Annotated in this window: 19 protein-coding genes; 3 read left to right on the top strand and 16 right to left on the bottom strand. The window is 48.7% G+C overall.

Annotated elements, in window-relative coordinates; translation table 11 throughout:
• Positions 1 to 2: 2 nt before the first annotated feature.
• Positions 3 to 599: a phenylacetic acid degradation protein PaaY gene (gene paaY / locus U0008_RS05125; protein ID WP_043491483.1), complete on the top strand. Its 597-nt coding sequence runs from the start codon at positions 3 to 5 to the stop codon at positions 597 to 599.
• A gap of 137 nt (positions 600 to 736) precedes the next feature.
• Here paaY and U0008_RS05120 read toward each other — a convergent pair whose 3' ends face one another.
• From U0008_RS05120 to rlmD, 4 genes are all read right to left on the bottom strand, one after another.
• Entirely contained in the window at positions 737 to 3319 is a 2583-nt protein-coding gene (locus tag U0008_RS05120) for a bifunctional diguanylate cyclase/phosphodiesterase (protein WP_121626090.1), read from the bottom strand.
• A 12-nt stretch (positions 3320 to 3331) separates the two neighbouring features.
• The gene (locus tag U0008_RS05115; protein ID WP_046359224.1) at positions 3332 to 4357 is read right to left on the bottom strand and encodes a GGDEF domain-containing protein; all 1026 of its coding nucleotides are present in this window, start codon (positions 4355 to 4357) and stop codon (positions 3332 to 3334) included.
• Positions 4358 to 4708: 351 nt separating this feature from the next.
• Positions 4709 to 6952, bottom strand: coding sequence for a GTP diphosphokinase (gene relA / locus U0008_RS05110; protein ID WP_025800540.1), 2244 nt, complete (start codon positions 6950 to 6952; stop codon positions 4709 to 4711).
• Between the two features lie 35 nt (positions 6953 to 6987).
• Complete coding sequence (gene rlmD, locus U0008_RS05105) at positions 6988 to 8304, bottom strand: 23S rRNA (uracil(1939)-C(5))-methyltransferase RlmD (protein WP_043491476.1); 1317 nt, start codon at positions 8302 to 8304, stop codon at positions 6988 to 6990.
• A gap of 76 nt (positions 8305 to 8380) precedes the next feature.
• Here rlmD and barA point away from each other — a divergent pair, with 76 nt between their 5' ends.
• The gene (gene barA / locus U0008_RS05100; protein WP_025800538.1) at positions 8381 to 11122 is read left to right on the top strand and encodes a two-component sensor histidine kinase BarA; all 2742 of its coding nucleotides are present in this window, start codon (positions 8381 to 8383) and stop codon (positions 11120 to 11122) included.
• A 61-nt stretch (positions 11123 to 11183) separates the two neighbouring features.
• Here barA and acpS read toward each other — a convergent pair whose 3' ends face one another.
• The 11 genes from acpS to rpoE form a co-directional block, all read right to left on the bottom strand.
• Entirely contained in the window at positions 11184 to 11564 is a 381-nt protein-coding gene (acpS, locus tag U0008_RS05095) for a holo-ACP synthase (protein ID WP_025800537.1), read from the bottom strand.
• Positions 11564 to 12295, bottom strand: a complete 732-nt coding sequence (gene pdxJ, locus U0008_RS05090; RefSeq protein ID WP_025800536.1) for a pyridoxine 5'-phosphate synthase — start codon at positions 12293 to 12295, stop codon at positions 11564 to 11566. Before pdxJ ends, acpS begins: the two co-directional genes overlap by 1 nt.
• A 131-nt stretch (positions 12296 to 12426) precedes the next feature.
• Positions 12427 to 13155 (bottom strand): DNA repair protein RecO, encoded by a 729-nt coding sequence (gene recO, locus U0008_RS05085; RefSeq protein ID WP_025800535.1) that lies wholly within the window; start codon positions 13153 to 13155, stop codon positions 12427 to 12429.
• 12 nt (positions 13156 to 13167) lie between these two features.
• Entirely contained in the window at positions 13168 to 14073 is a 906-nt protein-coding gene (gene era, locus U0008_RS05080) for a GTPase Era (protein ID WP_025800534.1), read from the bottom strand.
• Complete coding sequence (gene rnc / locus U0008_RS05075; protein WP_043491473.1) at positions 14070 to 14750, bottom strand: ribonuclease III; 681 nt, start codon at positions 14748 to 14750, stop codon at positions 14070 to 14072. The genes era and rnc overlap by 4 nt, the downstream gene beginning before the upstream one ends.
• 308 nt (positions 14751 to 15058) lie before the next feature.
• Entirely contained in the window at positions 15059 to 16033 is a 975-nt protein-coding gene (lepB, locus tag U0008_RS05070; RefSeq protein WP_121626089.1) for a signal peptidase I, read from the bottom strand.
• 121 nt (positions 16034 to 16154) lie between these two features.
• On the bottom strand, positions 16155 to 17948 hold the full coding sequence (lepA, locus tag U0008_RS05065) for a translation elongation factor 4 (RefSeq protein WP_025800531.1): 1794 nt from the start codon (positions 17946 to 17948) through the stop codon (positions 16155 to 16157).
• 132 nt (positions 17949 to 18080) lie between these two features.
• Positions 18081 to 18545: a SoxR-reducing system protein RseC gene (rseC, locus tag U0008_RS05060; protein ID WP_043491437.1), complete on the bottom strand. Its 465-nt coding sequence runs from the start codon at positions 18543 to 18545 to the stop codon at positions 18081 to 18083.
• Positions 18542 to 19504, bottom strand: coding sequence for a sigma-E factor regulatory protein RseB (gene rseB, locus U0008_RS05055; protein WP_025800529.1), 963 nt, complete (start codon positions 19502 to 19504; stop codon positions 18542 to 18544). The genes rseC and rseB overlap by 4 nt, the downstream gene beginning before the upstream one ends.
• A complete protein-coding gene (gene rseA, locus U0008_RS05050) occupies positions 19504 to 20148 on the bottom strand; it encodes an anti-sigma-E factor RseA (protein WP_025800528.1) in 645 nt (214 codons plus the stop codon). The genes rseB and rseA overlap by 1 nt, the downstream gene beginning before the upstream one ends.
• Before the next feature lie 29 nt (positions 20149 to 20177).
• Complete coding sequence (gene rpoE / locus U0008_RS05045; RefSeq protein WP_008812634.1) at positions 20178 to 20753, bottom strand: RNA polymerase sigma factor RpoE; 576 nt, start codon at positions 20751 to 20753, stop codon at positions 20178 to 20180.
• Positions 20754 to 20967: 214 nt separating this feature from the next.
• Between rpoE and nadB the strand changes: the two genes are divergently transcribed.
• Positions 20968 to 22569: an L-aspartate oxidase gene (gene nadB / locus U0008_RS05040; RefSeq protein WP_181881081.1), complete on the top strand. Its 1602-nt coding sequence runs from the start codon at positions 20968 to 20970 to the stop codon at positions 22567 to 22569.
• Between the two features lie 210 nt (positions 22570 to 22779).
• Here nadB and U0008_RS05035 read toward each other — a convergent pair whose 3' ends face one another.
• Positions 22780 to 23442, bottom strand: coding sequence for a tRNA1(Val) (adenine(37)-N6)-methyltransferase (locus U0008_RS05035; RefSeq protein ID WP_080723921.1), 663 nt, complete (start codon positions 23440 to 23442; stop codon positions 22780 to 22782).
• Positions 23443 to 23675: the final 233 nt, after the last annotated feature.

Below are 23675 nucleotides of genomic sequence, written 5' to 3'. Positions count from 1 at the left end.
CGATGCCCGTGTATCAGATTGATGGCTTAACCCCCGTAGTCGACAGCAGTAGTTTCGTTCATCCTACCGCGGTTTTAATTGGCGATGTGATTATCGGCAAACGCGTATATATCGGGCCCAACGCCAGCTTGCGCGGCGACTTTGGCCGCATCGTGGTGCAAGACGGCGCAAACATTCAAGATAACTGCGTCATGCATGGGTTCCCACAGCAGGATACCGTGGTAGAAATCGATGGGCATATCGGCCACGGTGCCATTTTGCACGGCTGCCGCATTCGTCATAATGCGCTCGTTGGCATGAATGCCGTGGTGATGGATGGCGCAGACATCGGTGAAAACACCATTATTGGCGCAGCAGCTTTTGTGAAAGCCGCCGCAAAATTTGACGCAAATAAGCTGGTGGTTGGCAGCCCCGCCCGCGTGGTACGCGAGCTCAGTGAACAAGAATTGAGTTGGAAACGCGCAGGCACCCGCGAATATCAAGAGTTGGTTATCCGCTGCAAAGAAACGCTGCGTGAAGTTGAGCCACTGCGTGAAGAGGAAGCGGGCCGCAAGAGGCTGAGTTTCAATGAGGATATTGTGCCGAAAGGGCAGATTTGAGATTGACTCAGTAACAGCATAATGACGGTGCAAGGTTTCGTTCGCCTATTCCTGTTGGAGTTCTTAGCGTCCGAAACCCGTCACCTAAGCCAACGAAACATTTCATCTCACGGCTTTGGCACATCTTATGGCGAGGATTAGGGTAAGACCTTCCCGATATCCGGCCACTCGCTGAGCGGCATTGGCCGAGCAAAGTAATACCCCTGTGCTTTTTGGCAGCCCATTGCCTGTAGTTTGTCGGCCACTTCCGCAGTTTCAACCCCTTCGGCCACCAATGGAACATTAAAACCGTGGGATAGTCGGATCACCGCCGACACAATCGATTCGTTGCGGCTATCGGTAAGGACATCGCTAACGAAGTCTTTATCGATTTTTAAGGTATCAAACTCAAGCTTATGCAGATAAGAGAGACTTGAGAAACCTGAACCAAAATCATCAATAGCAACAGAAACACCCCCACGGCGGATAGTGCTAATAGTTTCCATTAGGATCTCAGTTTCTTTCATCATGCTCGTTTCAGTAATTTCAATCGAGATGTTGTGCGGCGCAATATTATGCCGAGCCAGCGTAGCAAAAAGGCTGTGCGCAAAATCTTGCTGCATGAGCTGTACTAGTGAAATATTCACATGCAGTTTAAAGTTGCTTGGCCATTCACCGCTGGAGAGTTTTTCACTCAGTTGCATACAGGCGTTATCTAAAACCCACGCACCGAGAGGAACAATAAAGCCGGTATCTTCCGCGAGAGGAATAAAGTGATCGGGCCCCACCATGCCGAGTTCTGCATTGCGCCAACGAATTAAGCATTCAGCACCGGTAATATTACGCGTAGCCAAATTCACAATCGGTTGGAATACCAAGAAGAACTCGTTCAGCGCTAGCGCACTCTTTAGATGGCGTAGCATATTAATATTGAGGATTTCCTCGGCGCGAATATCTGAGTGATACAGCATGCTGTAACCGTTGCCTTTGCTGCAGGCAAATTTGAGCGCAATATAAGCATCCATAATACTGTCATTGAGCGTGCTCGGATTGATAAAGTCATGCACAAAGCCGGTATTTCCCGCATATACCTGCCCATCCGCATCATGCTCTACATCTAATCCTCTGAAGAAACGCTCAAATTTATGTTGCTCTGCTAAGCAGAATTCCTGCGTTTTTACGCCCGGATAGCAAATAATAAACCGCTCTTCGGCATCCCGCGCAAGCCATGTCCCAGCGGGCAAAATTGCCTGTAAGTCTTGAATAAAACGTGAAACAAAATCTCTGCCGTAGCTGCGCCCTAAACTGCTGGTGATGGCATTAAAGTTACTTAAAGCGACAATCGCGAGCAATCCAATCGTATAACCACCCTGCTCTTCATGACATTCTCGGAACTTACCCAGCAATCCTCTGCGCGTCAGAAGTTGAGTGTCTTCATCAATATTGAGCTGATTTTCTAGCTTTAGGAACATGCCTTCCAGCTCATCCGACATTTGTGCAAAGGCGGTATTCAGCACCCTAATTTCAGAAAATTGAGCCTGATGATTAAGACTTGGTTTCCATTTTCGGCGGGCAATCATCGGCGCTTGTCGCGCAATATCTAATATCGGGTTCGTTACCATCGAGAGTAATTTCACCGCGATCAACGAACCCAGTGCAAATATAATGACCGAAAGGATAATCGTAATAATACGATTACTCAGCAAATCACCAGTTAAATCGTCCTGAGCTGACAGCACAACAATGCGCCAGCCGGGTAAATTAAGATCGTTTCCTACCGGCATGACCTTACCAAAGTACATAGAGCTGCCAGATTGAATGCGCTCAACTTCGCTAGGGTTATTTTGCAGGATTTTAACCGTCGATTTTATTAAAGGATCGGTGCTGTCCATGACTGAACCCAGCCCGCCACCGTCCTGATCGGCAATGCCAAATGAGAGATCGGAAATGAGATAATCATCTTTAGAAGACGCAATGATCTGATTAGAACCGTTCACAATAAAAATGACGTTGTTTTCATTTTTTGTCAGTTCCATCAGGTAGCGACTAAATCGGCTTAAGCGCAGATCGCTTGAGATCACGCCAATGTAACGATTTTTTTTGTCGTATACGGGAGAGCTAAAAGAGATGCTAATGCCGCTATCCGAGTTAAAGTCTCGATAGGCTTTGGTCCATGAAGATTGTTTGCTTTCATCAACATAACGGAACCATGGACGTTGGCTAACGTCGTAGTTTTCAATGCTTTCTCGTGGTTTTTCATCCTGAGAAAGTCCATTGTAGTAATTCAGCCGACCCTGTGTGACACGCGACTTCAGGATGAGATATTCTTTATCCGTAATGTTATTCCGACCGACGCCGATATAGTGGCCATCCCTCGTACCAAGCGCCACCATGCTTAAATACTTGTCACCCGAAAAAATTCGTCCCATGGTTTGCAGCAAAATTTCTTTTATAAACGGCATTTGATCGCTGGTTTCACTAAAATCCATGGCTTTCAGTGATGTGGCTACGGCGGCATTCGACTGTTTGGGCACATTGATATAGTGCTCCAGCATGCTTTTTACCGTTTCCCCTTTAGACGTAATGACCTTTTCGCTCATCCGATTCAGCGCATGGTTCTCTTGCTGAAACTGGAGATAAAGAATAAAGATGACAATAAACGTGGTAAAAAACACGAATACCGACAGAACAATCGTCTTGAGAGAGTAGCTCTCTATAAATGCCAATTTATTTTTTTTCATACGAACTAGTGCTCAGAAGGTGAACTGTTTCTTACCGCGACTCTTAGACTCGTATAAGTTAACATCTGCCAGTTTCATTGTCGTGGAAATATCATTATCGAACTTCGCGACGCCAATTGAAACGGTCATTTTTGCCGTCACGCTCTCAGAAATATAGAGTTTCTCATCATTAATATCATGCAAAATTTGCTCAGTAACATGCTTGGCATCCTGTAAGGTGGCATTAAACAAAAAGACCACAAACTCATCGCCTCCCATGCGAACAACAATGTCACTCGCCTTGATATTTCCCTGCATAATCTTCGTGCATTTGTACAAAGCTTCATCACCAATATCATGACCATAGCTATCATTGATTTGTTTAAAGTGGTCGATATCGATAGCAAGAACATAGTCTAAACCAGCACGTTTTTTAATCTTAGGAATATATCGGCGATTATAGGCTTTGGTCAAAAAATCCATATAGTAGTCTTTATTCATCTTATCAAAGATATCTATATAGTAGAGTCCATGTAGCGTGCGGATAACGGCAATAAGAAAGGGGATTAAGATCAGCAGTATTAACTGCCAATGAAACGTATATTTTATTTCCTCTAACGACTCTTCAATAATCGCTCTGAAGTTTTGGGTATTCGACGGTAATACCATGGTCCCCGAATCACCATGCCTAGCATTGATAACCCGGTTAAATAATTCGTTTGACGCCGTTTCTTCACTTTCTTTTAACCCTTTAGGGATTGAAAAGCTGTGTAGCAAATTAATATAGTTTGAATAACTCCACTGTAAAGCTTGTAATTGGCTATCTTTGAGCCGCTCATTCGTTTTTCGATTATCTATATTATAAAACGTAGACGCGGAGAGAGAGAGAAAGTCGCTGCGGGCGCTGGAAAGTTTAAGCAAAAATTCCATCTGCTTAACGGTTGTTTCAGTTTTGTAATAAAAAAGTGTAAAACAGGCAGCACTGATAACGAACAATATTACCGTTATTACGTCCTGACGCTGGCTTAGCAAGCGGAAAAAAAGATTATTTGAGCTCATAAGCCAAACCAGAATTTTCTCATGAGTAGATTATTCTCTTTAGGATTATTGTCTGAAAGGCACAACTGAGGCGTATACTCAGTGAATATTTCGTTGATAATAAGTCAGATGTAAATAATTATCCAGAGATGCATCGCGAGACTCATAAAATGAGCGCCACCATGAAACAAAAATCATGATTGATAACGAGAAAGAAAACGGTAACACGCTGATAAATAAAAATTAAAAATATAATTAGAAATCAGATTACATATTAATAGTTAAATCTAATTTAATAGGATTTTTATTAAAAATAGAATTATCTTAATATAAATAGAGGTGACGAATAGCGCCACCTCTATTTTTAGCTAGTTATTTTTCTGCTTTTCCACCGTGCAATCGGCGCGCATCGATAACATCGGGTAACTGATTTAATTTTGCCAGCACACGTCCAAGCACCTGCAGATTATAAATCTCGATATCCATATCAATCGTTGCCAACTGTTTTTTGGTATCGCTACGGCTGGCCACGCCCAGCACGTTAACCTTCTCATTGGCGAGAATGGTGGTGATATCACGTAGCAGACCACTACGATCGTTAGCCATCACGCGAACCACCAGCGAATAGCCACTGGAGTAGCTTTCGCCCCATACCGCGTCAATGATACGTTCAGGCGCATGAGAGCGTAATTCATTTAGCTGATCGCAGTCAGAGCGGTGAATTGAAATACCGCGCCCCTGAGTGATAAAACCGATAATTTCATCGCCAGGGATCGGCTGGCAGCAGCGCGCAATGTGGTGCATTAAATTACCAACGCCTTCCACTACAACACGACCGCTGCTCTTATCACTACGTGACTGAGATTGGCCTTTTTGCGTGAGCTGTTTTAGCGCTTCCCGATCGGCTTCTTCCGCACTTGGCTTATTCGTTTTGCCCTGTAGGAAGTTAACCATTTGGTTAACGCGAATATCGCCGCCGCCTATCGCCGCCAGAACCTCATCCATTGAATTGACGTTATAACGCGGGATCAGAAGCTTCTCAGCTTCTTTCAGGCTGATATCCAAGCGCTCAAGTTCATCATCGAGAATTTGGCGGCCAGCAAGGATATTTTTGTCCTTATCTTGCTTGCGGAACCAGTTATGGATTTTGGCGCGCCCACGGCTGGTTGTCACATAGCCAAGGTTCGGGTTCAGCCAGTCGCGGCTTGGGTTTGGCTGCTTCTGGGTGATAATTTCAACCTGATCGCCCATCTGTAGCTGATAGGTGAACGGCACGATGCGGCCACCAATTTTGGCACCGATGCAGCGATGACCGACGTCGCTGTGGATATGATAAGCAAAGTCGAGCGGCGTTGAGCCCGCAGGCAGATCCACGACGTCGCCTTTTGGCGTAAATACATAAACACGATCGTCAAATACCTGACTACGTACCTCATCCAGCATCTCGCCGGAATCCGCCATCTCTTCTTGCCATGCAATCAGTTTACGCAGCCATGCAATTCGGCCTTCGTAACCAGAACGACCCGCCGCCTGCGGCCCCTCTTTGTATTTCCAGTGCGCCGCAACGCCCAGCTCGGCATCTTCATGCATCTGGCGTGTACGGATCTGAATCTCTAGCGTTTTACCACGCGGGCCTAAAACTACGGTATGAATCGACTGATAACCATTAGGTTTTGGGTTAGCCACATAGTCGTCAAATTCATTAGGCAAATGACGATAGTGAGTGTGCACTATCCCCAGCGCCGCGTAGCAATCTTGCAAGCGCTCAACCACGATGCGCACCGCACGCACGTCAAATAGCTCATCAAACGCCAATGCCTTTTTCTGCATTTTGCGCCAGATGCTGTAGATGTGTTTGGGTCGGCCATAAATTTCGGCTTTGACACCTTCTTTGGCCATTTCCTTGCGCAGCGCTTCAACAAAATCGTCAATAAACTGCTCACGATCGATACGGCGTTCATGCAACAGTTTGGCAATCTTTTTATATTCATCTGGATGCAGGTAACGGAAGCAGAAATCCTCTAACTCCCACTTTAGCTGCCCAATACCCAGACGATTTGCCAACGGCGCATAGATGTTGAAACACTCTTTGGCCGCCAATACGCGTTCTTCTTCTGGCGCATCTTTGACCTCGCGTAGATGAGCAATACGCTCAGCCAGCTTTATCACCACGCAGCGGAAATCTTCCACCATCGCCAGCAGCATGCGGCGGATATTATCCACCTGCTCGGAGGCGCCGGAGTCATTTTGGGTGGCTTTTAACGCGCGGATAGCATCCATTTCCAGCACGCCATGCACCAGATTGGTGATTTCTTTACCAAAATCTTCTTCGACGGTTTCACGGTCAATGACCTTGGCTTCCACCAGCGGAAACAGCAGCGCGGTGCGCATACTGTCGTTGTCCATGCTGAGCGTGGAGAGAATTTCCACCATTTCAACGCCGCGCCACAGTAACAATGCCGCGTCAGGATGGTTAAGTGTTTTTTGCTGACAATAACGCCAAGTTGCAGAGAGACGCTCACACGACTGCTGGTTCGACAGATTCAGGCTCTTCACCCACTCATCGAGGGCAAATTCACCAGCCGTATTTAGATGGGCACTTCTTACCGCAACCATATCCTCTCCCTTTTACTCATCAACTTTGAGCCGTACTACGACGCAACAAACAACGCCATCGACTCTAAATGCCCCGTGTGGGGAAACATATCTAGCATTCGCACGCGCGCCATTTGGTAACCCGCGGCGATTAAAATCTGACTGTCACGCGCCAGCGTGGTGGGATTACAGGAAACATAAACCACCTTCTGCGGTGCCAGTTTAACAATGTGGTCCATGACGCCTGCGGCGCCGGCTCGCGCTGGATCTAACAACACTTTATCAAACCCAAGTTTAGCCCATGGCTGCAGAGTCACATCCTCCTCCAAGTTGTGCTGGAAGAACTCGACGTTATTCAATGCATTAATCTGGGCATTATACAGACCATTTGCCACCAGCGTAGCAACACCTTCAACGCCAACGACCTGTTTTGCGCGTTTTGCTAACGGTAATGTGAAGTTGCCCATACCGCAAAACAGATCTAACACGCGATCGGTCGATTCTACCTCTAGCCACTCCAACGCCTGCGCAACCATCTGTTGATTCACGGCGTCGTTGACCTGAATAAAATCTTTGGGGCTAAAAAATAAGCGCAGTTTATCAACCTGATAAAACGGTGCGTCATCGCACAGCTTAACCAGTTCGTCGTCATTACCCTGCAGGTAGATCATAACGCGATGCTGCGCACTAAAATTGTGCAATCGGGCCAAATCTTGTTCTTTCAACGGATCAAGATGGCGCAATACCAACACGGGGCCATTATCGGCCAAAACAAGTTCCGCATGGCCTAAACGACGAACCACCTTCATTCCGGCCAGACATTCATGCAGCGGTTGCAAAAGCGATGCCAGCGCGGGCGCTAATACAGGGCACGCGTTAACAGGCACTAAATCATTAGAACCTGACTTGCGAAATCCCATCACCAGTTGTTGTTGCTTCGGCTGAAACTGTAATCCTAAACGCGCACGCCGACGGTAGCCGTATTCTGGCCCGCTAATAACGGATTCTGGTATGATATCCAAACCTGTTTCACGATTGATCAGGCGCTGGAGAGAAGCCGATTTACTGCGCTGCTGCAGAGGCTCACTGGCATGTTGCTGTTGGCAGCCGCCACAGGTGCCAAAATGCGGGCAACGTGGCGCTACACGCTCTGGACTGCGAGTGAGTAAACGCTTCACTTTGGCGCGAGCGAACTGCTTTTTATCTTCGGTTAACGTGACTTCGGCTTGCTCATCTGGCAATAGGCCTGAAATAAAGATAGCTTTACCATTGTGGCGCGCAACACCCTGGCCAAAAGGATCAAGGTCGGTTGCCGTCACAGTTATGGTTTGTCGGGTCGCCACACGGCGTCCCGGAGAGTAAAATTGAGCCATGTTTTATCGATTTGTTGTTGGTTTTAGCTTTCGCTAATAATGATATCTGCCACCAATTCTCCCACATTGGACCCACATGACCAAATACAGCCTGCGTGCGCGCATGATGGTACTGATTTTAGCCCCCACTTTATTGATTGGTTTGCTGCTCAGTACTTTCTTCGTTGTTCATAGATACAATGAGTTACAAGCACAATTGGTGGATTCTGGAGCCAGCATCATTGAGCCGCTTGCCGTGGCTAGCGAATACGGTATGACCTTCCGTAGCCGTGAAGCCGTGCGACAGTTGATTGGCCTGCTGCATCGCCGTCATTCCGATATCGTGCGTTCCATCGCCGTTTTCGACGATAATAACGATCTGTTCGTCACCTCGAATTATCACCACAACTATTCGCTGCTACAGCTCCCTAAAGGGGTGCCGATGCCTAACGACCTGATGCTTTCTAAGCATGGGGATTCGTTAATCCTGCGCACGCCGATCATCTCAGAAGACCGATTTATCGATGCAACCAACGACGAAAATCCACACCTTGGCTATATCGCGGTTGAATTGGATCTGCGTTCGGTGCGATTACAGCAATACAAGGAAGTGTTCGTTGCGACGTTGCTATTGATTATCTGCATGTGTATTGCGTTGCTGTTTGCCTACCGGCTGATGCGCGATGTCACAGGGCCTATCCGCAACATGGTTAACACCGTCGACCGTATCCGTCGCGGGCAGCTCGACAGTCGCGTAGAAGGCCATATGCTGGGTGAGCTGGATATGCTCAAAAACGGTATTAATTCGATGGCAATGTCTCTGACGGCCTATCACGAAGAGATGCAGCAAAATATCGATCAGGCCACTTCAGACCTGCGTGAAACGCTCGAGCAGATGGAAATCCAAAACGTCGAGTTAGATTTAGCTAAAAAACGTGCTCAGGAAGCTGCGCGAATTAAATCCGAGTTTTTGGCCAATATGTCGCATGAGCTGCGTACGCCGCTCAATGGCGTCATCGGCTTTACTCGACAAGTGCTGAAAACACCGCTTAACGCGACCCAAAGTGACTACTTGCAGACCATTGAACGTTCGGCAAATAATCTTCTGACCATCATCAACGATGTGCTTGATTTCTCGAAGCTTGAAGCAGGCAAACTGGTACTGGAACATATTCCTTTCCTGCTGCGTGAAACCATCGATGAAGTCACCGTTTTACTTGCTCCTAGCGCACACGAAAAAGGCATTGAGCTTACTCTGAATATTCGTAACGACGTTCCCGAACATGTGATCGGCGACCCGATGCGGATACAGCAAGTCCTCACTAACCTGTTAGGTAATGCGATTAAATTCACCGAGAAAGGGAATATTGATATTCGCATTGAGCTGCGTAGCACCACCCCACATCAGGTGGAGCTTGAAGTGTTGGTGCACGACACCGGTATTGGTATCTCAGAACGCCAGCAATCGCAGCTGTTCCAAGCATTCCGACAGGCAGATGCCAGTATCTCTCGCCGTCATGGCGGCACTGGATTGGGGTTGGTCATCACCCAGAAACTGGTGAATGAAATGGGTGGGGATATTAGCTTCCATAGCCAGCCGAACAAAGGTTCGACATTCTGGTTCCATATTCAACTTGAGCTCAACCATAACGCACCGGCAAGTCACTTCCCGATGCAGCGTTTAGCCGGGCAAAAACTGCTTTATGTCGAGTCAAACCCCGTTGCGGCACAATGCACGCTGGACTTGCTTCAGGCAACGCCGTTAGAAGTGAGCTACAGCCCACTTCTGGCTCAGGTTATTCCTGACTCTCACTACGATATCCTGTTGGTGGGGCTGCCGGTTAACTTCACCTATGACGATGCACAGGGCCGCGATAAGCTGAAAACCGCGTTGTCCTTAGCCAACCGCGTGATCCTTGCTATGCCGAGCCACAAGCTGCTCTATAGCGATGAACTGAAAGAACAAGGAGTACGCAGTTGTTTAGCCAAACCGCTGACTAGCAACCGTCTGCTGCCTATTTTGCTGGATAATAGCCTGCCGAAGCGTGCGCCGGTGGTGATTGAGCATAAGGTTGAGCGCCTACCGCTGAACGTCATGGCGGTTGATGATAATCCGGCCAACCTGAAGCTGATTGGCGCGCTGTTAGGTGAGCTGGTCGAACAAATTATTCTGTGTCATAGCGGTGAAGAAGCGATTGCTCAAGCTAAGGAGCATCGTTTAGACATCATCCTCATGGATATTCAAATGCCAGAAATGGACGGCATTCGTACCAGTGAATTAATCCGCAAAATTCCACGCTATGTTGATACGCCAATCATCGCCGTAACGGCACATGCCATTAACGGTGAACGTGAGCGCCTACTCCGCGCGGGGATGGATGACTATCTCGCTAAACCCATCGACGAAAATATGCTGCGCCAGCTTCTAGCGCGTTACTATCGTGCCCCTAATGAGACTAATTCACCAGCCGCAGCCGCATCACTTGAAACCGATAGCGATCTGACGCTCGATTGGGACATGGCGCTGCGACAAGCGGCCAATAAAGAAGATCTGGCGCGGGATTTACTACAGATGCTGCTGGAGTTCCTTCCACAGGTCAAAACACAGGTGGAAGCGGCTCTCGAAGGCAATCAGGATCCGGCTATCGTAGATATTATTCACAAGCTTCACGGTAGCTGCAGTTACAGTGGTCTTCCACGGTTGAAACGTCTGTGCCGTTATATCGAGCAACAACTGCGCCATGAGATTGCGGTGGGCGATTTAGAGCCGGAGTGGATGGAGTTACTCGACGAAATTGAAAACGTGGAGAAAGCCGCACAGGAGAAACTGAACGGCTAGCATTGTTGGGCGCTCAATCACGCGCAGAACGGTGATTGAGCGTTAGTTATCTCGCTATTTTTTACCCTTCAACAATCACGGTCGCACAGGCATAGCGGCGTTCATCAGCCAGAGAAACGTGAATCGACGTAATCCCCATTTCCTGCGCCAGCTCGGCGGCTCGCCCGTGTAAACGCAGTACCGGCTTGCCCAGCGAATCGTTGTAAACTTCAAACTGAGCAAAGGCCAGCCCGTTACGAATACCGGTGCCAAATGCCTTAGCCGCAGCCTCTTTCACCGCAAAGCGCTTGGCTAAATAACGAATTTTCTGCTGATGAGCGCAGTATTGCTCCCATTCAGCGGGCGCCAATACGCGTTTCGCCATTTGATCGCCACTGCGCTCGACTACGGCCTCAATGCGAGAAATTTCAACGATATCAGTGCCCAATCCTAGAACAGCCATTAGCGACGCGCTTCCAACATCAGCTGTTTCATGGCACTCACGGCCTCAGGTAAACCGCTCATCACCGCACGACCAATGATGCTGTGGCCAATATTCAGCTCATGCATTTCAGGCAATGCCGCAATCGGCAGGACGTTATGATAGGTCAAACCGTGGCCCGCATTGACTTTCAAACCGCGCTCGTTGGCAAAACGCGCGGCTTGGGCAATACGTTCAAATTCGGCTTGTCGTTTTAGTTCACATTCTGCATCGGCATAAGCACCGGTGTGAATTTCAATATAGGGCGCGCCAACGCTCACAGCGGCTTCAATCTGACGCTGGTCGGGATCGATAAACAGCGATACCAAAATACCCGCCTGAGTTAAGCGCTCCACTGCAACCGTCATTTTGTCCAACTGGCCCGCAACGTCTAACCCGCCTTCGGTAGTCACTTCTTGGCGCTTTTCAGGCACTAAACAACAAAAATGCGGCTTCAATTCACAGGCGATATCGATCATCTCATCGGTAACCGCCATTTCCAGATTCATACGCGTCTGAATAGTTTGGCGCAGCAAACGCACATCGCGATCGGTAATGTGGCGACGGTCTTCGCGCAGATGCACGGTGATCCCATCGGCGCCAGCCTGCTCTGCAATAAATGCCGCTTGAACAGGGTCTGGATACTGGGTGCCACGCGCATTGCGCAGGGTTGCGATATGATCGATATTGACGCCCAACAGTAAATCAGCCATGACAAATCCTCTTAAGAAAACGTTTAAGTCAGAGATTACAGACAGAATAAGGCTTAGTTCGCATCAGTGTACACCGAACTTAGCGGGATAGGGTCAGACAGAATTATTGCGATGTAGGGGACAGTGAGATTTCAAGCAGATGCAGGTTTGACTGGGCGTTTTCCGACAAACTGACGGAACAGCTCACGGCTTTTTAGCGGTTTTCCACCTAAATAGGGTTTCAGCGCCATACGCGTAAAACGTTTAGCCGCACGCAGCGTGAGGGGATCAGGGAATCTACGTTCAGCTAACGCTTTTAAATCGCGGCCGGTAAAGCTGAGCTGATCGACCAGCAGACTGGCGATAAAGCCTTTCTCTTCACGGTAGCGATAGGTCATCTCATCAGAGACCGGTTCGCCGCTGCCCGCGCAGTGCAGAAAATCGATGCCATAGCCAAGATTGCCCAGCAAAGCGAGTTCGAATTCACGCAGCGTATGTTCAGGAGAGCCGACGGTCGCCGCCAGATTTTGTAAACAGTTGAGGTAATCGAAGAATAACGAAGAGTAGTTGGTTTCCTGCTCAAGCACGCGGGAAACCAGCTCATTGACATACAGACCGCTATAGAGCGAAATGCCCGTCAGCGGTAGCCCTAATGAAACAGGCTCAGCATTACGTAGGGTTTTGACTTCCCCTTTACCGCCCCAGCGAACCAGCAGCGGCGTGAAAGGTTGTAACGCACCTTTGAGACTTGAGCGTTTGCTGCGTGCGCCTTTTGCCAACAGACGTACACGACCGTGCCCTTCAGTGAACAGGTCTAACAGAAGACTGGTTTCACTGTAGGGACGCCCATGTAACACAAATGCGCGTTGCCAACCTTCCATAGGCGCGATCTCTTAGAGATCTTCACCATAACCCAAGCTGCGCAGCGCACGTTCGTCGTCTGCCCAACCGGATTTAACCTTAACCCACAGCTCAAGATGGACTTTAGCTTCAAACATGGCTTCCATGTCTTGGCGAGCTTCGATACCAATTGTCTTGATTTTGCTGCCTTTATTACCGATAACCATTTTCTTCTGGCCTTCACGCTCAACCAGAATCAGACCGTTAATATCGTAACCACCGCGTTCGTTAGAAACGAAGCGTTCAATTTCAACGGTAACGGAATACGGCAGCTCTTCGCCCAAGAAACGCATCAGTTTTTCACGGATGATTTCAGACGCCATAAAGCGCTGTGAGCGGTCAGTAATGTACTCTTCTGGGAAGTGATGGATCGCTTCCGGCAGTTTTTTACGCACAATACTGGCGATGGTATCTACGTTCGTTCCCTTCTCCGCAGAGATTGGAACCACGTCCATAAAGTTCATTTGTTCGCTGAGGAACTGGATATGTGGCAGCAAAGCTGCTTTATCCTGAACGTTATCGACTTTGTTGATCGCTAAGATAACCGGCGCTTTCAAATCACGCAGTTTATTCACGACCATTTCGTCATCGGCGGTCCAGTGTGTCCCTTCAACAACGAAAATCACCAGCTCAACGTCACCGATTGAGCTGCTGGCAGCGCGGTTCATCAAACGGTTGATGGCGCGTTTTTCTTCAATATGCAACCCGGGGGTGTCCACGTAGATGGCCTGATATGGCCCTTCCGTGTGAATACCCATGATGCGGTGGCGGGTCGTTTGTGGCTTACGCGAGGTGATCGAAATCTTCTGCCCCAGTAATTGGTTCAGCAATGTCGATTTGCCAACGTTAGGACGTCCAACGATGGCAATAAATCCGCAATAAGTTGTTTCTTCGCTCATTCAAGCTCCAGCTGTTTCAGCGCTTGTTCAGCCGCTGCCTGCTCGGCCTTGCGACGACTTGAGCCAATACCGATAACCGGTTCGCTCAGGCCGCTGACCTGACAGTGAATAGTAAATTCTTGATCGTGTGCTTCACCGCGAACCTGCACCACCAAATAAGATGGCTGTGGCAGATGGCGTCCCTGCAAGAACTCTTGCAGACGCGTTTTCGGGTCTTTTTGCTTATCACCTGGACTTATCTCGTCCAAGCGTGAGCGGTACCAATCAAGGATCAGTCGTTCAATCGTTTGGATATCACTATCCAGGAAAATGCCGCCAATTAACGCTTCTACGGTGTCAGCTAAAATAGATTCACGGCGGAAACCACCACTTTTTAGCTCACCCGGCCCAAGACGTAGGCACTCCCCCAAATCAAATTCTCGTGCCATTTCTGCCAGCGTATTTCCACGTACTAAAGTAGCACGCATGCGGCTCATGTCGCCCTCATCAACCCGCGGGAAGCGGTGATACAGCGCATTGGCAATAACGAAACTAAGAATTGAGTCGCCCAGAAACTCAAGACGTTCATTGTGTTTGCTGCTGGCACTGCGATGAGTCAATGCCTGCAATAACAGCTCCTGCTGTTGAAAAGTATAGCCCAGCTTCTTTTGAAGCCGGTTAGTTACGATGGGATTCATGAGATACCAAATAGATCTAGAATGCGTCAAAAACCGCAGCATACGGAACAGGCCTGCTTGCCATTAGCCAATCCAAAGCTGTTTCGTTTGCAGTGGCTTCCAGATCGGAAGCCAACTTTTTATCGCTCGAAGGGGTATTCTACAACGACTGAAAATATAATGCTGCGGTAATATGCCTTATTCGCTGAAGTTGCCTAGCTATTAATGCAACGGAAATAAGTTTAGGCACATATTTTAATGCTGGTGAAAACGTCACACAGATTTCACGCTGTAGGAAGATCCCCACAGCGTGAATAACGAGCAGAAAATCAGTGGATGCCACCAATACGATTCAGGCGAACGCCGGTCGGCCATTGCCCTTCTTGTTTTTCAAAGCTCATCCAGATTGCCGTTGCTTTACCTACGAGATTTTGCTCAGGAACAAAGCCCCAATAACGGCTATCGGCGCTGTTATCACGGTTGTCGCCCATCATGAAGTAATGGCCTTCAGGCACCACCCATACGCCCTGTGGTTGACCCGGCTGGCGATAGTAACGCGACATCATGTCCTGCGCTTGAGGCACGGTCAGAATCCGATGGGTAACGGTACCCAGCGTTTCTTTGCGCTCGCTCATGCGGTATCCATCATCCACGTTTTGATCTAATGGAATCTGGAAAAAGCCGCTGCTCGCTTCGCCATTACCCATTTGGCCAAAAGTCTGCACCCACTCGCTTGGCTCAGCCGCGCTGTAGGTAATCGGCAATAACTTGTCGCAGTTCTGCCCTGTTTGGCAGGCTGGGTAAACCGTAACTTCTTTACTGTATGGATCGTAAGTGACTTTATCACCCGGTAAACCAATGGCGCGTTTGATATAGTCCAAACGTGGATCCAGCGGATATTTAAATACCACGATATCGCCGCGCTTAGGATGTCCGGTTGGAATAATCGTGTGCTGCGCGACAGGCTCTTTAATTCCATAGGCAAACTTTTCTACCAGAATGAAATCGCCGATCAGCAGCGTCGGCATCATTGAACCTGATGGGATCTGGAAAGGCTCATAAATAAATGAGCGGATAATCAGAACCAGTGCCAAAACAGGGAAAACGGATACGCAGGTTTCAATCCAACCTGACGTTTTCACCGCGTCTTTGGCGGTCTGGTTATCTAAACCGTCAACCGTTTGGGCATTAATCGCCTCGATCTTTGCTCGACGCGCCGGTGCTAACTTAAAGCGGTCGATACACCAAATAACCCCAGTCACCAACGTTGCGATAACCAGAATTAGAGCAAACATATTGGCCATGCCAATAACTCCTTAAATAACCCCGTGATTTCAACTTTAACGAGAACGAGGTTGAAATCTATTTGGGCATAAGCCTCTCAATGATAACGGCACCTCAATCGGTGCCGCTCATCATAGAACTTTAGTCTTTACCTACGTGCAGAATGGCCAAGAAGGCTTCCTGCGGCAGTTCGACGTTGCCGACCTGCTTCATACGTTTCTTACCGTCTTTCTGCTTCTGCAGCAGTTTTTTCTTACGGCTCACGTCGCCGCCGTAACACTTAGCAAGAACGTTTTTACGCAGCTGCTTAACCGTTGAACGCGCAATAATCTGGTTGCCAATAGCCGCTTGAATCGCAATATCAAACTGTTGGCGCGGGATCAGTTCTTTCATCTTCTCAACCAGCTCACGACCACGATACTGCGCGTTGTCGCGATGGGTGATTAGCGCCAGCGCATCCACACGTTCGTTGTTGATCAAGACGTCAACGCGAACCATGTCAGACTGCTGGAAACGTTTGAAGCTGTAATCCAGCGACGCATAACCACGCGATGTAGATTTGAGGCGGTCGAAGAAATCGAGCACCACTTCTGCCATCGGTATTTCATAGGTTAATGCAACCTGATTGCCGTGATAAACCATATTAGTCTGAACACCACGCTTCTCGATACAAAGCGTTATAACGTTACCAAGATACTCTTGTGGTAACAGCATATGACATTCAGCAATCGGCTCACGCAACTCTTCGATATTGTTGATTGGCGGCAATTTAGATGGACTATCAACAAAAATCTCTTCACCACCGGTGGTTTGGATCTGGTACACAACCGTTGGTGCCGTTGTGATCAAGTCTAGATCGTATTCACGCTCCAGACGCTCCTGAATGATCTCCATGTGCAATAAGCCCAAGAAACCACAGCGGAAGCCGAAGCCCAGCGCGGTAGATGTTTCTGGCTCATAGAACAGGGACGCATCATTCAGGCTTAATTTGCCCAACGCATCGCGGAAAGCTTCATAGTCATCAGAGCTTACAGGGAACAGGCCTGCGTAAACCTGAGGTTTTACTTTTTTGAAGCCCGGCAAAGATTTTTCGGCTGGGTTACGTGCCAGCGTCAAGGTATCGCCTACGGGTGCGCCGTGGATATCTTTAATCGCACATACCAACCAGCCTACTTCGCCGCAGTTAAGTACGTCACGGTCGATCTGCTTCGGTGTGAAGATACCAAGACGGTCAGCGTTATAGGTCTGACCGGTGCTCATTACCTTAACTTTCTCGCCTTTGCGCAGTGAACCGTTTTTAATACGGATCAAAGAAACTACGCCCAGATAGTTATCGAACCATGAGTCGATAATCAGCGCCTGTAATGGGCCTTCTGGATCACCTTCCGGTGCAGGGATATCGCGAACCAGACGTTCAAGCACTTCAGGAACGCCAACGCCGGTTTTTGCTGAGCAACGCACAGCATCCATCGCGTCAATGCCGACGATATCTTCAATTTCCTGAGCAGCACGATCGGGATCGGCCGCTGGCAGGTCAATTTTGTTCAGAACAGGAACCACTTCCAGATCCATTTCCATGGCTGTATAGCAGTTAGCTAGCGTCTGGGCTTCAACGCCCTGACCTGCGTCAACCACCAGCAATGCACCTTCACACGCCGCCAGAGAACGAGAAACCTCATAAGAGAAGTCAACGTGTCCTGGAGTATCGATGAAGTTCAGCTGATAAGTTTCCCCATCCTGTGCTTTATAGTCGAGCGTTACGCTCTGCGCTTTAATAGTGATGCCGCGCTCACGTTCTAGATCCATAGAATCCAGAACTTGCGCTGCCATTTCACGGTCAGTCAAACCGCCACAAATCTGAATAATACGGTCAGACAGTGTCGACTTACCGTGGTCAATATGTGCGATAATGGAGAAATTTCGTATACGCTTCATTATTAAGATATTTTGCCTGATGATTTCTAGATTACTCGCCTAAGGACACACTGATGGGTTCAAAGCGATGGTTTAACGTTTGGCGGTAATTTGCCAGATTCGATGCATTCTACACATCGAACCCAGTAAAACCTAGATATTCGTGGGGGTGCGGATCATCGATGGAGGCAAACCGACCTGCAAAACGATAGGCTGGTAATCTTGCCGGTCACTTAGCTTTTTCGCCTTAAATCGCGCAAACATGAAACCAGCAGCAGCGCCAACCAATGCGCCTAACGCAGCCCATGCATCAGAATGCATCAATGACTGCCCCACACCACCGCCGACGATGAGTCCAAGCAGCGGCGTGAGGTAGACTAGCACCGCAGAACGCAGCAGATTGGCTTCAGTAATGCCAATCTCGACCCTTTGGCCAGGCTCTAACGGTTGAGCAATTTCAACTTGAAGCTGATGCTGCGACTGAGGATTGATTTTATTCAACACCGCCGTACCGCAGGTATTTTTCGCCCCGCAAGAACCACAACCTGAGCGCTGTTCACAGTTTAGCGTAGCGATGCCCTGTTGCCAGGATGCCACCGTTGCCCATTCGCGCATCATGATTTACGACCATTGAGCGTAATGCTGTTTGCAACACGTTTAGCCGTTGACGGAGGTAATTCACCGACGACGGTAATATCAGTATTGTTACGCGTTTCGGTGTGAATGGTGCGACGCCCTTGGCGCAAGAATTGCTCGCTCACCGCAGCACCCGCAGCGGCACTGCTGATATTGACAGAGAAACTGAACAACCCATCGCTATACAAGCGTGATTCCACCGGTTCGGTGAGTGATGGCAGGGTACGGCGACTGCGTGAAACCTCTTTGAAACCCTGCGGCAGCCAAGATGCTTGCCAACTGAAGTTAACCTTATCCGTTGCCGGTAATTTCAGCAAAGGTGGCAGCGTGAGCTGAGCTAAGCTCGCCATCGCTGTACTGACCTGATCGCCAACCGTGAAGGAAATTACGCGGAACTGCTCTAACGTTTCGCCATCGCGATCTAACAAGTCGACCCGCAAAGGCAATTTCGAACTTTCATCAATCCATACGATATAGCTAAAGCGCAAACCGTCACGCGACACAATACGAATCACCTCGCACGGGCGATCGGCAACGCGGGTTCTACCAACGGAGATGAAATTGTAATACTGACTCAGCTGTTTGATGTCGGAGAAAATTATCGATGGCAATGCATCAACAATGTGATCGCCGTTGAGCGTAAATGGCTCAAGTCCAGGCTCAAAATAGCTGATTTCATTGCCACGCAGTAAAACTTCACGGCGCGGACCATCCATCTGCAAGAGCTGGGATAACAACTGATTATTATAAATGGCATGACGATAGCGTAACGACTCAATCCCCTGCTTGGTGATATTGATATACGCTAACTCATAACTGAGTGACTGACTGGCACCGTTCATTTGTTGCAACATCGCCTCAGACGAATCTTGCGCTGAGGCGATGTTAGAAACAAATAGGCTACCAGCGAATACGCTGATGGCGAACCAAAGTTGCTTCATTACTGCTGCTGAGTTCCTAATGACAGAGTTCCTGGCACCTGAACTGACGCCTGAGTATTACCATTGTCCATTTGCAACTGTTCAGTGTGCAGACGGCGTTGCAGTTCATAATCCTGCAAAATCGCATTAATGCGTTTACGCTGCTGCTGAACCTGCTGCTGTCCATTGGCGTTGCTGCTCTCATTCGGAACACCAAAACTCACCGGAGAAGCTTGGCCGCCCATCGGTAGCGTGTTGAATGCCGGAGCATCTGAATCACTTGCACCACCGACTGGCTGATTATACTGCTGCACACCAACCAGCACGGCGAGAGAAACACAGGCCGCAATACCGATTTGTGTGATTTGGCTGGCCCAAGGACGAACCTTGCTCCAGAAAGGCATATCTTTCCAGCTATGTGGCTGAGGCTGGGATTCGGGAATTGCATTGGGAACCAAGCGAACTGGTTCATCATCAAGCGCCGCGGCAATGCGATCGGAGATATCAAAATCAATCGCGTCGCTCACGTCACCGCGCAGGGTGTCACGTATCAGGTGATAGCTCTTCCACGTTTGTTGAAGCGCATCGTCTTTACCCAGTGAACCAAGCAGTTCACTGTCCAGCACTTCACCATCCATCAGAGCCGAAAGTTGTTCTTTCTGCATGCCTAAATACCCTTCCTGTGCCCGCATAATTAACGCTGTATCAGCGGTTGAACTTTATTATCGATCGCTTCCCTCGCCCGGAAAATACGAGAACGTACCGTTCCAACCGGACAATCCATAATGGCCGCTATCTCTTCGTAGCTTAAACCATCCAATTCTCTGAGGGTGATTGCCATACGCAAATCCTCAGGAAGAGACTCTATGGTTCGGAAAACAATCTGCTTCAGTTCATCTGACAACATTAAGTTCTCAGGGTTCGAAATTTCTTTCAATGCACCCGCACTTTCGAAGTTTTCTGCCTCACTAGCATCAACATCGCTTGATGGCGGACGCCGCCCCTGAGCAACCAGGTAATTTTTTGCTGTGTTTACAGCAATACGATAAAGCCAGGTGTAAAAAGCACTCTCGCCGCGGAAAGATTCCAACGCACGATAGGCTTTGATAAACGATTCCTGCACAACATCAGGAACATCGCCTGATGGCACGTAGCGGGATACGAGACTCGCAACTTTATGCTGATAGCGAACTACCAGTAAGTTAAAAGCCTTCTTATCTCCTTTCTGGACTCGCTCGACCAGCACCTGATCCGTTAACTGCTCGCTCATCCGAGGTAATCTCTCCTCAAATCTCTCTCCACGCATGAAAAAATAGTACTGCCAGTTGTCTCAATCGATCCTGAGCAAGCACTAGCTTAGAGTTCATACGTACTAAAAAGTTCCGTACGATGCTGTTTTTATATTCGTTGTTCATTAACCGTGCATTTACACGTTGGCATAGGCTAACATGATTTTCACTTTTCAGCTGCACACACCACAACCTATGCAATCAAATTCTGAGCATTTCAACGATGTATTGATTATCGGTAGCGGAGCTGCCGGACTTTCACTCGCCTTACGTCTTGCCGATCACTGCAAAGTGACCGTTTTAAGTAAAGGTCCCTTTAATGAGGGTGCTACGTTTTATGCCCAAGGCGGTATCGCCGCGGTTTTTGATGAAACCGACAGCATCGAATCTCACGTGCAGGATACACTGATTGCCGGTGCTGGGCTGTGTGATCCTTCAGCGGTTGAATTTATTGCTCGTAACGCAAAAGATTGCGTGCAGTGGCTCATCGATCAAGGCGTTCTATTTGATACCGAAATGAGCCCCGCAGGCGAATCTCGCTACCATCTAACCCGCGAAGGTGGTCATAGCCATCGGCGGATCCTACATAGCGCAGATGCAACGGGTAAAGAAGTCGAGACAACTTTAGTACAGAAAGCAAATGCACACCCTAACATCCGCGTTTGCGAGCGGTACAACGCCGTCGACCTGATTACGTCCAAAAAAATTGGCTTGCCGGGCACCCAACGCGTGGTAGGTGCCTATGTATGGAACCGTGAACTCGAACGCGTTGAAACTCTGCGCGCTCGCACCGTGGTATTAGCTACCGGCGGGGCGGCAAAAGTTTATCAGTACACCACAAACCCTGATATCTCTTCCGGCGACGGCATTGCTATGGCGTGGCGCGCTGGATGTCGTATTGCCAATCTAGAGTTTAACCAATTCCACCCCACCTGCTTGTACCATCCGCAGGCAAGAAACTTTCTCTTAACCGAAGCCTTGCGTGGCGAAGGTGCATTCCTCAAACGCCCTGACGGCTCGCGGTTTATGCCGGACTTTGACGAACGCGGCGAACTTGCGCCGCGTGATATCGTCGCTCGCGCCATTGACCACGAAATGAAGCGCCTTGGCGCAGACTGTATGTATTTGGATATTAGCCATAAACCGGCAGATTTCATCATGCAGCACTTCCCAATGATCTATGAAAAACTGATGGATTTAGGCTTAGATCTCACCAAAGAGCCGATCCCAATCGTTCCTGCCGCACACTACACCTGCGGCGGCGTGATGGTCGATCATCAAGGAAGAACTGATTTAGAAGGATTGTATGCCATCGGTGAGGTCAGCTATACCGGCCTGCACGGAGCCAACCGAATGGCGTCAAACTCACTGTTAGAATGCGTGGTATACGCATGGTCGGCATCGCAAGATATTCTGCAACGCCTACCACAAACCAGCCTCGCACCGCGTCTACCAGAATGGGATGACAGCCGAGTTTACAACTCAGATGAGCGCGTAGTGATCCAGCATAACTGGCACGAACTGCGTTTATTTATGTGGGATTACGTGGGCATTGTGCGTACCACCAAACGTTTGGAACGTGCGCTGCGCCGCATCCAAATGCTTCAGCAAGAAATCGACGAGTACTACGCCAACTTCCGCATTTCTAACAACTTGTTAGAGCTGAGAAACTTGGTGCAGGTTGCTGAGCTCATTGTACGCTGCGCCATGGAACGCAAAGAAAGCCGCGGCCTGCATTACACGCTGGATTATCCAGACCTTTTAGAGAATTCGCAGCCAACGATTTTACAGCCTTAGCAAATCATCAACGTTAGCTGCAATGCAGTAGAAACTAAAAAGGCCTTATTGGGAAATGCTGGCAACTTAAGCATGATTTTAGGGGAAGTACACCGATGGGGTCGTAGCAGTTTTAGCTGCCGGAGCGCCCCGCGGTGTGCTAGCCCCGTGTATCTCGATCTCATAAACGATCTGCATTACCCCTATTGGGCCTTTTTCACATCATCAAACTCAGAAAAAAAGATAAAACGCGTTGGTTAATTCGCGGAAATCGTTCGAGTAAACCTTGCTCTCATCACGAATAATCAATCGGTCTGACTGCAGTGACACGGGCTCCACGCCAAACAACATCAGAGCACGATGAGGTGCTCTATTAGCAAACTCCGCAACTTCCGTATGCCGCAATAAAAACCATCCCTCGCCTGCCGCTAGTTGCATAAAATCAGCACTGATATCGCAAGGCAAAACCACCGCCATTTTTCCTTTATTGGAAGCTAGCGCGCGCGCATGTTTGAGCAACGTTTGATGACTAAGCTCAGAAGTATAACGGGCAGTGCCTCGGCTCGGGTTTCGACATTCTACGCCGGGCTGATAATAAGGTGGGTTGGTGATAATCAGGTCATAACGTGAAGAGGTTTGTGCTGCAAACGACTGCAATGCGCAATGATGCAGCGCCACTCTGCCCGCCCATGGCGACAGCGCGAAATTTTCCGTCGCCTGCAACGCGGCATTATCATCGAGTTCAACCGCATCAATTTGCACTGAATCTGTGGTACGCTGCGCCAACATTAACGCTAAAAGGCCGCTACCGCTGCCGATATCCAGTATCTTTCCAGTGATATCGCTGACATCTGCCCATCCGCCCAACAAAATACTGTCTGTACCAACCTTCATCTCACAGCGATCGTGAGCAACAAAAAATTGCTTAAATGTGAATCCGTTACGACGTAATGGCGCTGATTCTGATGGGCATTGAACCACGGTAACTCCTTATTTTTGGCCGCATAGCATAAAATATCCGCATAAATTCGCCAAGGTTGGATCGGAGTAAACATGCTAATTCCCCCGCTTTAATGGGTGAACATCTGCTCCAACCCGTCTATAATCGGCGCCCCAAGTAGAGGTAG

It is taken from the genome of Hafnia alvei, from assembly GCF_034424155.1.
Lineage (GTDB): Bacteria > Pseudomonadota > Gammaproteobacteria > Enterobacterales > Enterobacteriaceae > Hafnia > Hafnia alvei.
Note: the sequence above shows the minus strand (reverse complement) of the source record. Positions and strands in the feature narration are given on the sequence as shown.